Origin of the sequence: Methylomonas fluvii, from assembly GCF_014850975.1 — a bacterium.
Lineage (GTDB): Bacteria > Pseudomonadota > Gammaproteobacteria > Methylococcales > Methylomonadaceae > Methylomonas > Methylomonas fluvii.
This window is the reverse complement of record NZ_JACXST010000003.1, coordinates 648920-663662: the sequence shown is the minus strand read 5'-3', so window position 1 is coordinate 663662 and position 14743 is coordinate 648920. Positions and strand designations below refer to the sequence as shown.

Below are 14743 nucleotides of genomic sequence, written 5' to 3'. Positions count from 1 at the left end.
TTTTTATATACTCACTACCTATAAACCTATCCCCTAGCTTTGAGGCCACACCTATGCAACAGTCAATCCGCGTTTGCTACTTATTTGCCGTTTCAGGATTACTAACGTGTCTGGCGCCGTTCGCGCAAGCCGACGAGGCCGCCAGCAAATTCTCCCGCGACATGTTAATGACCAAGCCGGTTACCTTACCCAGCAAAGACGTGGAAACTCATGTGCTGCGGGTGCGCTTCCCCAAAGGCTACAAAACGCCGCTGCATACTCATGAGGGACCAGGCCCCAGATACGTCGTAATGGGAAAGCTGAAAGTCGTCGATGACGGCGAAACCAAAGTCTACAATCAAGGCGAAGTGTTCTGGGAAACCGGCGCGGAAATGACCGTGGAAAATGTAGGTAAAGGCGAGGCGGAAATTATCATATTCGAGCTTGCGGCGGCTAAGCCGGCTAAGCATTAAAGCCTCAACGAATTAAGCTTTCGCTCAACATAAAGTCTAATTTTGGAATAGAGAAAGCATTATGTTTAAGATTGGTATCTTGTTAGTGTCGATGGTTTTGTCATTTACGGTAGCGGCTGGTGAAGCAAAGCTTTCAAGTCAATATTCAGCATGCATGGATAAATCAGAAGGCGTTACGGTATCTATGTTGGATTGCATAGCGGATGAAACAAAACTGCAAGACGACAGGCTTAACAAAGCCTACAAATCCGCGCTCAAAAGCATTGATCCAGCAAGAGTCAAGGCGCTGCAAGATGCTCAGCGGGCATGGGTCAAATTTCGCGACAGTAATTGCGGGTTTTACGCTAACCCAGATGGCGGGACCGCTGCAACAATCAGTGCTAACGATTGTGTGATGTCATCTACCGCAGAAAGGGCGCAGGAAATTGAGTCCTTAATGCCGGATTCAGCCCCTCCAAGGCCGTAAGGCGCAATAACCAACGGGCATTGCGCTGTATGTTTTTGAGTTCATTAGGCGTATCTTGTTCGATGACCAGCCAGCCTTTCAAGCCATTTTTGATCCAGTCCAATTCGGACAAGATGTAGTTCATTTTCTTGGCCGGCAGTTCGAACTGTCGCCCCAGCACAGTGGCAGTCAATATCTACGGTGCATCAGTTTTGCTTGGCGCGCTCGGCACCTGAAAATCTTCCTGCCAGACAATTTATTGGTCATATTTCCCGGTCAGATAGACACGGCCCGCGGCAGTGCCTGCGTCGGTTAACTGCCGTTTGTCCTCGTGTTTCTCGATTAGGCCCTGCGCAGTCAGTTGCCCGAACATTTGCTCCTGGGATATGCCACGCAATTTGGCCAGCCGATTGCGCACTAAATTACCGTTTGAGTTGATGCATACCGGCCTGGGCTTCGACGAGTCCGAACCGAATACCAATGATAAGTAGGGCCCGGTTCATTGAAAGCATAAAAACAGCCTGAACAGCAGGGAAGCTGATGACGCATCTAAGACCTTAGCCCAATAGACAAAACTTAAGACTTACGTACACTTGACAAGGTTTGAAACGCGAACATTTGTATCAATTTTTACAGACTATGACACTACAGGTTTTGGATCTCGATAGATTAATCTTGGTTGCTGACCGCGAAGTCTCGTCCTTTAAAGGTATCAATCGGGTCAGAGAGAGTCTGCAAGCCAACGTGGAGTATGTTGCCAGCCGGGATGAGTTGGCTTGCTGGATCGTCGACAACAAGGCGAATTTGACTAGCAAAAATATTGCCTTTGTCATGGTGTTTGATCCGGAAGTGGTCGAAATATCGCCCTGCGGTTCCGAGTTTGGTTTATTACTGGAATACCCGCGGATTTGTATCACCCGCTCAAGCGATCTCTCAACGACCTTGCGTTCGATAAAAACCGGTTTGTTTGATTTTATTGAAAAGCCGTTCAGTCTGGAACAGATCCGCAAATGCCTTGAACTGGCGTTTTTCGAATATGAGTTCGCTACCACTATCAACAATCAATTCCGAAATCTGACCAAACGCGAAATTGAAACCTGCGAGTTGGTGGTGCTGGGGCACACCAATAAGGAAATATCCGAAAAACTGGATATTTCCGTAAAAACCGTCAAAGTGCATCGCGCTAATTTAATGCGCAAAACCAACGCTAAAACGGTTACCGATCTTCTGAGGCTGCACGATACCTTCAAGTCAAATACTCGCCAAGGACTGACTGATTTGGCTACTATCCCGCCGCTAAAAATATTGAACACCCAACAAACCAACAAGTGTGAGAAACGCCAAAAATCTCTGGCTTAGCCCCCCTTGCTACCCACCAAACCCTAATAATCGCAAGGCATAGCCAAATTTGAGACGCTCGTGACTGAATTTACAATTTTTCCAACGGTTGGGTCGATTGCGCAAAAACAACTTTTGCGCGCGACTTTAAATATGACTATTCGTTCGGTCTCGCAGTTGATAGACCAGCATAACGTCAGCAGCGTAGTGCTGGAGATCGGCGACGAATATTTTGTATTTTCCGTTGAAGATTTGCTGCAGCATCTGCACTCGGGCGGCAGCAGTGATACCACCTTGGCTGAATTGACATTACGCAAGATTACCTGCGTTTTCGAAAATGAACGGGTTCTGACTGCATTCGAAATCCTTGAAAACAATGGCGACCGGTATTTAGGTGTCGTCGATTCCACTGGGAGTCTGGTCGGGATATTGACCGATACCGACATTTTATCGGCGGTCGATCCTACCGTACTGGTGCAAAAGAAAACTATCGGCGAGTTGGTGACCAGAATAGAGCCAGTCACCTTTACCGCAGACTGGATTTTGGACGATGTGCTGAACCATCTGCAGAAAATGGAGGACTCCATTATCGTGGTCGAAGCCAAAATACCGGTAGGCATCATCACCACCAAGGATATTTTTAAACTTATTTCTGCCGCGGATACCACCGACAGACCGCTCCGGGAGTACATGACGAGTCCGGTCATCACCACCCGGGTCAGTTCGACCATTCAAGACGCGCTCGCGCAGTTAAAAACCTGTCACATCAAACGGTCGATTGTGGTGAATCAGGAAAACCAGTTGGTAGGCGTCGTTACGCAGAGCGAACTGGTGGGTTTTGCCTATGGCACCTGGATTGATTTAATCAAACATCATGCCGGTGAACTCAAAGAGCTGGTGGCGATTCTGGACGCCAAGGCCAAGGGCTTTGAAAAGTCCTCGTTGACCGACCCCCTCACCGGACTTGGCAATAGACGGATGCTGGATAAAAGGCTGGCCGATGAAATCGGGCGCATGCGGCGTTATGATGCTCCGGCGTTTTCGCTGTTGTTATTGGACATCGATTTTTTCAAACAAATTAACGATACACACGGCCATTTGATCGGCGACGAAATCTTGAAAGCCATCGGCTTCAAACTGATGAGCGCGGTCAGATGCAGCGACGATGCGATCCGTTGGGGCGGGGAAGAATTTGCGATTTTGCTGCCACATACACTTCTTGAGGATGCCGTCGAGTTTGCCAACCGCTTGCGTAACACGATAGAAGACCACTCCTTCGTCGAGCAGATACAAGTCACTATCAGCATAGGTGTTGGACAGTTTTCCATTACCGAGCACGAAAGCCAATTCCTTGATCGCGTCGACAAGGCGCTATACCTTGCCAAGCATCAAGGCCGCAATCGGGTCGTTGCCGATACCTCAACCGCTCCGGTCCAACACCTTGTCATGTCGATATGACCGGGGAGTCGCTATTTTTGCCGAAAGATTTTTTCGAGCATCCCAGCAGGAAAAAATCGGCAAAAATCACGCGACCGCTTATGCCTTCGGCGCCCCGATTCGTCCGCGTCACCTCGTTTTTCGACCCAACAAGGGGTCGAAACATCGGCTCTCGCATGACTTGACGCCGTGTCGCGATGCCTTGCAGGTTTTCTCCGCTTCGCTGCGAAAACCCGCCCGGCGCTACGGCTATCGGGGACTAAAAATCTTCACTCCGCTGGCGATCCGTTTCCAAGATTTTCAGCGAACGCATAGATACTGTTTTATTGTGTCTGGCTATTGTCATAAATAGCGTTTGCTGGATTTGGAGTCGGCAAGTACCACAAACGCCAGTTGACTTTACTTTGCTATCAGTAGCCTTATTGATGGGCGCGTTAGTTTTTTCCTATCGCGGCCGTAAACATTGGCAAGACCGGCAACAGGCGCGGCTAGACGAACTTGAGTCGGTGATGACGGAGTACCAGTTTTTGTCTGATCGCGCCATGGACTACGCAGAAAATCGCTTCAGTATTTTGGAACAAGACCTGGCTTTGGCTCGCGATACCATCCAAAGCTCCGCGCATAAACTATCCAATAGTTTGACAGGCCTGGAACAGCAATCGACCGACCAACGCAAGGTGTTGACCGCCCTAGTGGATGAAATATTGCAAATGACCGGCGCCGATGACGAGCAACAACGGCAACAGGCCGGTTTACATAAATTTTTCGACGAAACGCATGCTCTGATTGATGAATTCGTTAAAAAAATTCAGGAAGTCAATGACTCCAGCGTGGGCATAGCCGTCAGTTTTAATCAGATGCAGAGCAAGTTTTTACGCATCGAAGATTCGCTTGACGGAGTAACCAAACTCACCAGGCAAACCGATACATTGGCCTTGAATGCGGCAATCGAAGCGGCGCGGGCCAGTCACGCCGGCCGCGGTTTTGGTATTGTCGCGGATGAAGTGAGAAAGCTAGCTGCTCAGACCCGGCAATTCAGCGATGAAATCCGCGCCACTCTCGATGACATCATCCAGTCTTTGCAAGAAGTGGATAGGCAGGTATCGCAAGCAGCGCAGACTGATCTAAGCCTGGCAGAGCGGTCACGCGAAAGCCTCGGCAGCCTGGGTCAGGAATTGATCCAAATGACATCCAAGGCGAATGGGCATTCAACTAACATCACTGTGGCAAGCAATGAAATACAGAGGCTGGCTCAGGAAGGGGTGATGGCTATGCAGTTTGAAGACATCGTCACGCAGATGATGGCTAAAATAGCCGTGGATACCAAAAATGTCGGTCATTACTTGCACGCGCTTTTAAGATTGCATCACGACCGGGAAGAACGCGACGGTTTAGCGCGCTTCAAACAACGCATTGCCGCCTTAAAATTATTGCTGTCGGAAACGGAAAAACAACCGCAAGGCGAAAAGCCTAAACCCGGCCAGCGTGCCACCGAGATTGAGTTGTTCTAGATTTCACAATCGGGCGGCTTTTCTCCCCCGGGGAATAGAAAGGTAGCTGAATAGCCAAGACTGTTGTATTGCGGCTAATTTGCAAGGTCTCGATGGTCCGGTCAAAAGCGGTGATAATAAGCACACCGCTCCCCTAAATTATTTCAGCCTATCATGTCAGCAGCAGGTCACTCCCACTCCCTAGATAACGGCATAGCCGTGATTCACTCCAATCAACTGGAGGAACTTCGCGATGTGGTCGAGTATTGGCTCAGACAGCATCCCTTGCAGCTCTTGGAAAACGAGATTTTTCTGGTGCAGAGCAACGGCATGGGGCATTGGTTGAAGCAAAGTCTGGCGCAAAATTCCGCGCTGGGTATTGCTGCCGCGCTGAAGATGCAACTGCCGTCTTTGTTTATCTGGAGTGTTTACCGAGCAGTATTGGGCGAGCAGATTCCCACCGAGCAATTGTTAGCCAAAGACCCCTTGATCTGGCGTTTATATCGTTTGTTGCCGGGCTTGTTGCCACAACCGGGTTTCGAAACCTTGGCGAGTTTTTTGACCGAGGACAGCCATTGCCGCAAACGCCATCAACTTGCCGAACAATTGGCGGACCTGTTCGACCAATACCAGGTGTATCGCTCCGATTGGGTGTCTGATTGGGCGGCAGGACAAGATGTATTGCGCAACGGGCACGGCGAGAGCAAACCCTTGCCGAGCGCGCAACGTTGGCAAGCCGCTTTGTGGCGCGCCGTACTCGAGGATTTGGGTGAGGAGTGCTCACCGTTTGCCAGCAGGGCAGCGGTACATGCCCAGTTCATGGCTAAAATCGATACCTTGACTGCCCGGCCCGTCGGCATGCCGCGCCGCGTCGTGCTGTTTGGTCTGTCTTCCCTGCCGCAGCAGTCGTTGGAAGTGCTGGCTAAATTGGGGCGGTTTTGTCAGATCGTATTGTTTGTGCATAACCCGTGTCAGCACTATTGGGCCGACATCATCGAAGACAAGGAATTGCTGAAAGCAGAACGCCGCCGTCAGGCTTATAAATCCGGTATGAGTGCGGCATTAAGCGATGCGGAATTGCATTTACAGGCGCCGCCTTTATTGGCTGCTTGGGGCAAACAGGGCCGGGATTATATTCGTCTGCTGGATCATTTCGATGAAACCCAAGCCTACGCCAACTGGCATTGGCCGGACAGCAAAATCGATATGTTCAAAGATTACGGGGATGCGGGAAGTCGGAGTTTACTGCAACATTTGCAGCAGTCTATCCTGGACTTGGAACCCTTGCCCGAGCAACCGGTATGCCTGGCCAGAGCAGATACGTCTATCCAATTTCATATCGCCCATAGTCCGCAACGTGAAGTCGAAATTCTTCACGACCAACTATTGGCACGTTTCGATAACGCTCAGCGAAATGGCGACCCGCTCTATCCGCGCAATATTATTGTCATGGTGCCGGACATCAATACTTACGCGCCGCATATCCATGCGGTGTTCGGCCAAATCCAAAGTGACGATCCGCGTTATATTCCCTACAGTCTGGCCGATCAGCAGCAGCGCGGGCAAAATCCGCTGCTGCTTGCCGTGGAAGCCTTGTTGAATTTACCGGAGTCGCGGTTTGCGGTCAGTGAATTTCTCGGCTTGCTGGAAGTGCCGGCCTTGCGGGCGCGGTTTGATATTCATGAAACCGCCATCCCCAAACTGCATCAGTGGATTGAAGAATCCGGCATCCGCTGGGGCTTGAACGCCCGCCAGCGCACGGAACGAGTCAATATGCCCGCAAATTTTCAGGCCAATACTTGGCAGTTTGGGCTGCGGCGCATGTTGTTGGGGTATGCGGTCGGTGCCGGTGTGCCGTTCGATGATATTCAACCTTACGAAGAAATAGGCGGCCTGGATGCGCAATGGCTGGGCGGTTTGGCGTTTCTGTTGGAAACGCTGGAAAAATACGCAGAGCTATTGCGACAGGAATATGCTCCGAGCATATGGCTGCAAATATTATCTGAGCTGCTGAACGATTTTTTTCAAGTAAGCGACGAGCGCGAGCGAAAAACCCTGGAAACTCTAACAAGTGCCTTAACGAGTTGGGCCAGACACTGCGCACAAGCCGGTTTAAGCGAGACCGATTTACTGCCCATCCCTGTGGTACGCGAGGCCTGGCTGGCTGGCGTCGACGAACCGTCCTTGCATCAACGCTTTCTCAGCGGGCGGGTGAATTTCTGCACCTTGATGCCGATGCGCGCCATTCCGTTTAGACTCATTTGCCTGTTGGGCATGAACGACGGCGATTACCCGCGCAATCAACAAGCGCATAGTTTCGATTTGATGAGCCAGCGCGGGCAATACCGCCCCGGCGACCGCTCGCGTCGGCAAGACGATCAATATCTGTTTCTGGAAGCATTGCTGTCGGCACGCGAACAGCTGCATATCAGCTGGGTAGGGCGCAGTATCCGTGATAACAGCGAGCGGCCGCCGTCGGTTTTAATCAGTCAATTGCGCGATGTGCTGGCGCAGAGCTGGGCGCTTGCCGATCAGCCTGCATTGTTGCAATGCATAACCGTCGCGCATCCCTTGCAACCGTTTAGCGAAGCCTATGTGCAAAAACACCGCGATCCCGGCCTTTTTACCTATGCCAGGGAATGGTTTGTTCCAGCCGCCGCTCAGCCGCTTAACGGGCAAATCGTCCCCAGCTCGGATGATAAAACCTACGCTTTGAGCCTGGAATCGCTTGCGCGGTTTTTGCGCGCGCCGGTGAAAAGTTTTTGTAACCAAACCCTCAAGTTTGGCTTTGATAGCCTGGCCGTTACCAGCGAAGACTGCGAGCCGTTTGGAGTCGACAATCTGCAAGCCTATTTATTCAGCGATGAATTGCTTCAGGGTTTAACCACAGAGCATCCGGACGACTTGGAACAATACCTATCCGGGCAGCAGGCCGTGATGATGCAAAAAGGACAATTGCCTTTGGGCGGTTTTGCCCAGGCGAGTTTTCAGGCCTTGGCCGAGCCGGTCACGGCCGCCTGGAAGCGTTATGGTGAGTTGGCTTTGGTATGGTCAGAGATTTTGGAGCCGCATGTATTGCAACTGGTGCCTTTTGCATTGGCCGACGGCGTGACGTTGCAACTGACCGGCGAGCTCAGTCAACTGCGCCGGCACAACCAGCAAGCCGGTCTGTTGCATTTGACGGCGCAAAATCTGCTGAATAAGGACAAATCCATCAAGTATCCGAATTTATTTTTGCAGTGGCTACAGCATTTGGCGGCTTGCGCCGATATCTTGCCGGTAAACACCTTAGTTGTCGGGGCCGACGCGGTGCTGGAAATGCCGGTTGTCGAGCCAGACGATGCTTACCGGCAGTTACAAGACCTGGTTGCCGCTTATCACGAGGGCATGCAAGCGCCGTTGCCGGTGGCGTGCCGCACCGCATTTTGCTGGCTTGCCGCATCGCCGGAAACTGCGCGGGAAAAAGCCCAGGCCAGATACGACGGCGATGACTGGAACGCCGGCGAAGTGCAATACGACGCCTATCTGGCGCGCTTCTTTCCCAATTTTGCTAGTTTGACGGCGTTTGCCGCTGACAAGGATTTTGCACACTGGGTGGATAATTTGTATCGGCCGATACTGGCGCATATCCGGGAATTGCCTGGGGCAGGGGAGGTGTCGGTATGACCAGCGCAATCCCACTCAACCCCCTCGAATTTCCGTTATCGGCTACCCGGCTGATCGAAGCCAGCGCCGGCACCGGTAAGACTTACACGATCGCGGCTTTATATGTGCGCTTAATTCTGGGACACCATCCCGACAATGCTGAACCCAGCGGGTATCTATTGCCGCCGGATATTTTGGTGGTGACTTTCACCGAGGCGGCCACCAAGGAACTGCGGGAACGGATACGTGAGCGCTTGAGCCAGGCCGCACGCTTCTTTCGCCAGCAGTTGCCGACGACGGATGCCTTCTTGCAAGACATCCGCGCCGCTTATCCTGAAGTGGACTGGCCGGACTGCGCCCGGCGTTTGGAATTGGCGGCCAACTGGATGGACGAGGCGGCGGTGTATACCATCCACAGTTGGTGTAACCGCATGTTGCAACAGCATGCTTTTGATAGCGGCAGTTTGTTTCGCCAGGAGGTCAATACCGACGACACGGAATTGTTGAATGAGGTGGTGCGGGACTATTGGCGCAGTTTCTATTACGACATGTCCAACGATGCCGATTTTGCTAGCCTGTATGCGCTGTTTAAGCATCCGGATGAGTTATTACTGGCGGTACGTTCGCTGCTGGGTAACGCTGAGCCGATACCGATGGGCGTGGCCGACGGTCAGCCGATTAAAGAATTGATTTCTGCGGTGGCGTCTATCAGGCAGTTGGCGTTACAAGCGTTAAAGGCGCCTTGGCTCAGTTGGCTGCCTGAAGTACGCGAACTCTTGGAGGCGGCTATCGAAAGCAAAGTGCTGCCCGCAAAAAATTACAACGCCACTAACCGCCGCAACTGGCTGGACAAAATCGAGGCATGGAGCCTGGACCCGGCGCAGGATACGCTGGACATCGGCAAGGGCTTTGAGAACCTGTCGCCGGCCGGCATGGCACAATTAGCCAACCCCGGACAAACCCCGCCGGACCATCCAGGTTTTGCCGCGATAGGCAGATTACCGGCGCAACTGGCGGCGCTGCCTAGTTTAAAAGTCGAGCTGATCAAGCATGCGGTTCATTGGATCAGGCAGCGTTACGATTTTGAAAAGCAACGCATCGCCAGGATGACCTTCGACGACATGCTGATACGTTTGGATAACGCGCTGCAAGGCCGCAATGGCGACAGGCTAGCGCAGGTGATACGTGAGCAGTATCCGATTGCGTTGATCGACGAGTTTCAGGATACCGACCCGCTGCAATACCGGATTTTTTCCACGCTTTACGCCACGCCGGCCGGCGAAGATTGTGCGTGTTTGATGATTGGCGACCCGAAACAAGCTATCTACTCGTTCCGTGGCGCGGATATTTACACTTATCTTAAGGCTCACCGCGATACTCAAGGCCGGCATTACACCCTAGGCACCAATTACCGTTCCACCCAGGCGTTAGTCGATGCGGTCAATCAGGTGTTTTTGCGAGCCGATCAGCGAGAGCGGGGCGCTTTCCGCTTTAAATCCGAACAGGGCAATCCTTTACCTTTTTTACCGGTCAAGGCCCAAGGCCGCGATGAGGTATGGCTTATCGATAAGCAAGCCGCCCCGGCCTTAACTCTGTGGCATTGGGAAACCGAGGGCGCGGTCGGCATGCCGGCTTATCGGGAAAGACTGGCGGACGTAACGGCCAGCCAGATTGTTACATTACTGAAGTCAGCTGATGCAGGGCAAACCGGGTTTAGCTCGGCTTCCGGCATGCAGGCCTTGCAGCCTGGGGACATCGCTATCCTGGTCCGCAGCGGCACCGAAGCGGCGGCGATACGCAACGCTTTGGCGCGCCGCCGTTTGCGTAGCGTCTATCTGTCCGAACGCGATTCCATCTTTGCCAGCGGCGAAGCGGTTGACATGTTGCTTTGGTTAAATGCCCTGGCCGAGCCGCGTAATGAGCGCAAGGTGCGCGCGGCTTTAAGTTCGGCAACCTTTGCTTGGTCGTATCATGCGTTGCACGCATTGGCTTTGGACGAACCCGGCTGGGAATTGCATTTGGAACGCTTTCTGATGTATCAGCAACGCTGGCAACAGGACGGCATTTTGCCAGCGTTGCGGCAATTGATTAACGATTACGGATTGCACGCGCGCTTGACTGATGACAGCGAAGGCGAAAGGTCGATTACTAATCTGCTGCATCTGGCTGAATTGTTGCAACGCGCCAGCACCCAGTTGGAAGGCGAGCAAGCCCTGATTAGGTATCTGGCCGAAGCGATAGAGGCGGGCGGTAGCCAGGCCGGCGATGAGGGTATTATCAGGCTGGAGAGCGATGCCAATTTGATTAAAGTCGTCACCATCCATAAATCCAAAGGCCTGGAATACCCGCTGGTGTTTTTGCCGTTTATTTGCAGTTTTCGGGAAGTCGGCGGCCGCTTCAATGCCTATTATCGTTATCACGACGACAACCAGGATTTGCAAATCGATTTGCATAAACAAGACCGCATTAAAGCCATCAGCGACGAAGAAAGGTTACAGGAAGATTTGCGTTTGCTATATGTGGCGATGACCCGAGCCCGGCATGCTTGTTGGTTGGGCATTGCGCCGGTCAAATCCGGCAGTACCAAAGATTGCCAGTTGGAAAAATCGGCTATGGGTGCCTTACTAAATTGGCAGGCCAAAATGCCCATCAGCGCCTTGGCCGAGCGACTGATTGAACTGAAAGGCAGGTGCGCAGCAATTTCGATAACGCCCTTACCGGAAATTGACGACGCACGCTATAGCCCGGTTTTGGCCGACGAGAGTGGCGATGAGGCACGCGTCCCGCTCGGCAAAGTTTCCAGTAATTGGTGGATAGCCAGTTATAGCGCCTTGCACATCGTGGACCGCCTGACGCCTACGGCAGAACCGTCTCAGCCGTTGCCGGAGTTTGAAACTGCCCATGACGATAAGCAAAACGACGAAGCCGAAATTACTGCGACGCTCAGTAAACCCTTGTCCGGTGTCCATGCTTTGCCCAGAGGCGCCGGCCCCGGCGTCTTGATTCACGATCTGCTGGAGGAATGCGCACAATGGGGTTTTGCCAATGTGGCTGTAAATCCTGCCTTGAGACAAGATTTGATTCAAAAGCGATTTATCGGCGAATGGGAGAACAAACATGCCGTCATTGCTTCGGCCTTGGCGCACTGGTTGAACATGCCCTTGTTGGAGGACGCCAATGTTAGTTTGGCTGCGCTCGAAACTAATGCCTATCAAGCCGAGCTGGAGTTTCTGCTGGGTGCCGATACCGTGGACACTGCGGAACTGGATCGCTTGGTCAGCCGCCACACCGTCGGCGGACAAGCCCGTCCGGGCTTACTGCCCAGCCAAGTGAATGGGCTGTTAAAAGGTTTTATCGACTTGGTATTCGTGCACGATCAGCGGTACTACGTGGTCGATTATAAATTCAACAGTTTGGGTGCCGACGACGCGGCGTATACGCACGAAGCCCTGACTGCGGCCATGCTGGCTAAGCGTTACGATCTGCAATACAGCTTGTATTTGTTGGCCTTGCATCGTTTGCTGAAAGTCAGGTTGGGCGCGGCTTACGATTACGAGACGCACATCGGCGGAGGGCTGTATTTGTTTTTAAGAGGCGCGCAAGGGCCAAGGGCAGGGCGTGTATTCGATAAACCACCCAGAGCCTTGATCGAGGGTTTGGATGCTTTGTTTGGAGCATCATCATGATCCGGCCAGCGACGGCATTAGACAGTATGCAGCACTGGGTAGCGAAAGGCTGGTTGAGCCATTTGAATCGGGCCTTCGTCGGTTTTTTGCTGGATCTCGATCCGGCGGCATCTGATCCGGTGCTATGGGCAGGGGCCTTGGTCAGTCATCAGCTGGATAGAGGCGAAGTGTATTTGGATTTGGTAAAACTCTGTGAGCAGCCAGGAATGACGCTGGCTATTCCGGCCGATGATGCTTGGGTAGTCGAGCAGGACGCGGCGGCGGCCGAGTTGGCACGTTTAAAAGTATATAGTCTTGAGGTCTGGCAAGCGGCGCTATCGCAATCAAGACTTGTGTCATCAGGGGAAGGTGATACACCGCTGGTTTTAGCGGGCAACCGGCTGTATTTGCGGCGTTACTGGCGCTATGAACAAATCACGCAAGCCTGCATTATGCAGCGCTTACAGCCGGCGCGGGATAGCTTGCCGGCGTCGTTGGCGGAGCGCTTGCAAGCGATGTTTCCCGCCAGCTCGGAAAGACCGGATTGGCAAAAAATTGCTTGTATCCTGGCTTTGCGCGCCCGCTTTGCCATCATCACCGGCGGCCCGGGTACCGGTAAAACCACTACCTTGACCAAGCTGTTGGCTTTATTGATTGAACTGGCGCAACATGAAAGCGATAAACCCAAAAATCTGAATATCTTGCTGGCGGCGCCGACCGGCAAAGCGGCGGCCAGGGTCAGCGAGTCGATTGCCAAAGCGCTCGACAACTTGGCTATCGACGACACTATTAAACAAACTATTCCCCGTAAGGCCAGCACCTTGCACCGCTTGCTGGGCAGCCGGCATGATTCGCGGCGCTTTCTGCATGATCGCCACAATCCTATTGTCGCCGACATCGTGATTGTCGATGAGGCGTCGATGATCGATTTGGAAATGATGGCGTCGCTATTGGAGGCTTTACCGGCAAACGCGCAGTTGATCTTGCTGGGCGACAAGGATCAATTAGCATCCGTCGAAGCCGGTTCGGTGATGGGAGATTTATGTCGCGGCGCCGAACACGCCGCTTATGATGCGGAGACGCTGGCCTGGATTACTGCTTATGCCGGCGAATCGCTCAAACCTGCGGCAGCGCCCGGTTCTACCATCAATCAACAAACCGTCATGTTGCGGCACAGTCATCGTTTCGATGCACATAGCGGCATTGGCCAACTGGCTAAAGCCGTGAATCAGGGCGATGCTTTGCAGGCTCAGGCGATCTTAACTGACACCTCACAGTACCCCGATTTGTTACCTGAACCGCATGCCGAATATATCGCCTTACGGCAACACCCCGGCCCGGACGCCGCCAATAGTTTGTTAAGAAAACTAGTGATTAATAGCGGGGACGCTGCCCGCCGAGGGTATGGCTATTATCTGGCACAAATCAACGATGGCCGGCCGGACAATGCGGAGCGGTACGACGAATGGGCCATGCAAGTGTTGACCGCCTTCGATGCGTTTCAGGTGCTGTCCGCATTGCGGAAAGGGCCGTGGGGCGTGGAAGGCCTTAATCAGCGCATTAAAGAATGGTTGTTCGCCAAAGCCAAGCAGGCCCTGTGGTACGAAGGCCGGCCGGTGATGATCACCCGCAACGATTACAACCTGGGCTTAATGAACGGAGACATCGGGATTGCGCTGCGAGACAGTAGCGGCAAGCTTAAAGTGGCATTTCCCAGTGTCGACAACAGTGCCGAGCCAACGGCCAATCTGAAAATACGCTGGATCTCGCCAATGCGCCTGCCGGACGTGGAAACCGCTTTCGCCATCACCGTGCATAAATCACAAGGCTCGGAGTTTGCTCACGTGGCCTTGGTATTGCCGGAAAACATCAGCCCTGTGCTCACCCGCGAATTAATTTACACCGGCATCACCCGCGCCAAACAACACTTTAGTTTGCTGGAAAGTAGCGACGGGGTGTTTGCTAAAGCTATATTGACTTGCCGACAATTGTGGTGAAGCAACAACCCATGTTGGTGGTTTTTATTGGGTAACACTTTGGGCTATGGTTTCAGCGAGACTTACGCCGCTGGCGAATGATGTTTTAGACATGGGAAATTGTTGAAACCGACCCGTTGCGGCCTATCGGTAAAAATAATTCAATGGCAGCAATGCGATGGTTATCAGCCCCATCCAATTGTCTACGATGATATACTGAAAGGAAAATTATATGTCAATCAATGAATTATCGTTTCGAGGATCGTTTTTCGGTAGATATATGGAAACTATCTAA

The 14743-nt window shown here is 52.5% G+C and carries 8 protein-coding genes; all 8 read left to right on the top strand.

Annotated features, from left to right (window positions below):
- The first annotated feature begins 53 nt into the window (after positions 1-53).
- On the top strand, positions 54-452 hold the full coding sequence (locus EBB_RS20550; protein WP_192395586.1) for a cupin domain-containing protein: 399 nt from the start codon (positions 54-56) through the stop codon (positions 450-452).
- Positions 453-513: 61 nt separating this feature from the next.
- A complete protein-coding gene (locus EBB_RS20545) occupies positions 514-918 on the top strand; it encodes a lysozyme inhibitor LprI family protein (RefSeq protein WP_192395585.1) in 405 nt (134 codons plus the stop codon).
- A gap of 618 nt (positions 919-1536) precedes the next feature.
- Positions 1537-2256, top strand: a complete 720-nt coding sequence (locus EBB_RS20540) for a response regulator transcription factor (RefSeq protein ID WP_192395584.1) — start codon at positions 1537-1539, stop codon at positions 2254-2256.
- Positions 2257-2316: 60 nt separating this feature from the next.
- Positions 2317-3693, top strand: a complete 1377-nt coding sequence (locus tag EBB_RS20535) for a diguanylate cyclase (protein ID WP_192395583.1) — start codon at positions 2317-2319, stop codon at positions 3691-3693.
- Between the two features lie 404 nt (positions 3694-4097).
- Entirely contained in the window at positions 4098-5183 is a 1086-nt protein-coding gene (locus tag EBB_RS20530) for a methyl-accepting chemotaxis protein (protein ID WP_192395582.1), read from the top strand.
- Positions 5184-5336: 153 nt separating this feature from the next.
- Positions 5337-8828: an exodeoxyribonuclease V subunit gamma gene (recC, locus tag EBB_RS20525; protein WP_192395581.1), complete on the top strand. Its 3492-nt coding sequence runs from the start codon at positions 5337-5339 to the stop codon at positions 8826-8828.
- Positions 8825-12493, top strand: a complete 3669-nt coding sequence (gene recB, locus EBB_RS20520; RefSeq protein ID WP_192395580.1) for an exodeoxyribonuclease V subunit beta — start codon at positions 8825-8827, stop codon at positions 12491-12493. The genes recC and recB overlap by 4 nt, the downstream gene beginning before the upstream one ends.
- Positions 12490-14469: an exodeoxyribonuclease V subunit alpha gene (recD, locus tag EBB_RS20515; protein WP_192395579.1), complete on the top strand. Its 1980-nt coding sequence runs from the start codon at positions 12490-12492 to the stop codon at positions 14467-14469. The genes recB and recD overlap by 4 nt, the downstream gene beginning before the upstream one ends.
- Positions 14470-14743 lie beyond the last annotated feature (274 nt).

Bases quoted from the DNA above. Each gene is read 5' to 3' on its own strand.
- EBB_RS20550 (WP_192395586.1), top strand. From the start codon at position 54: ATGCAACAGTCAATCCGCGTTTGCTACTTATTTGCCGTTTCAGGATTA.
- EBB_RS20545 (WP_192395585.1), top strand. From the start codon at position 514: ATGTTTAAGATTGGTATCTTGTTAGTGTCGATGGTTTTGTCATTTACG.
- EBB_RS20540 (WP_192395584.1), top strand. From the start codon at position 1,537: ATGACACTACAGGTTTTGGATCTCGATAGATTAATCTTGGTTGCTGAC.
- EBB_RS20530 (WP_192395582.1), top strand. From the start codon at position 4,098: ATGGGCGCGTTAGTTTTTTCCTATCGCGGCCGTAAACATTGGCAAGAC.
- recC (WP_192395581.1), top strand. From the start codon at position 5,337: ATGTCAGCAGCAGGTCACTCCCACTCCCTAGATAACGGCATAGCCGTG.
- recB (WP_192395580.1), top strand. From the start codon at position 8,825: ATGACCAGCGCAATCCCACTCAACCCCCTCGAATTTCCGTTATCGGCT.
- recD (WP_192395579.1), top strand. From the start codon at position 12,490: ATGATCCGGCCAGCGACGGCATTAGACAGTATGCAGCACTGGGTAGCG.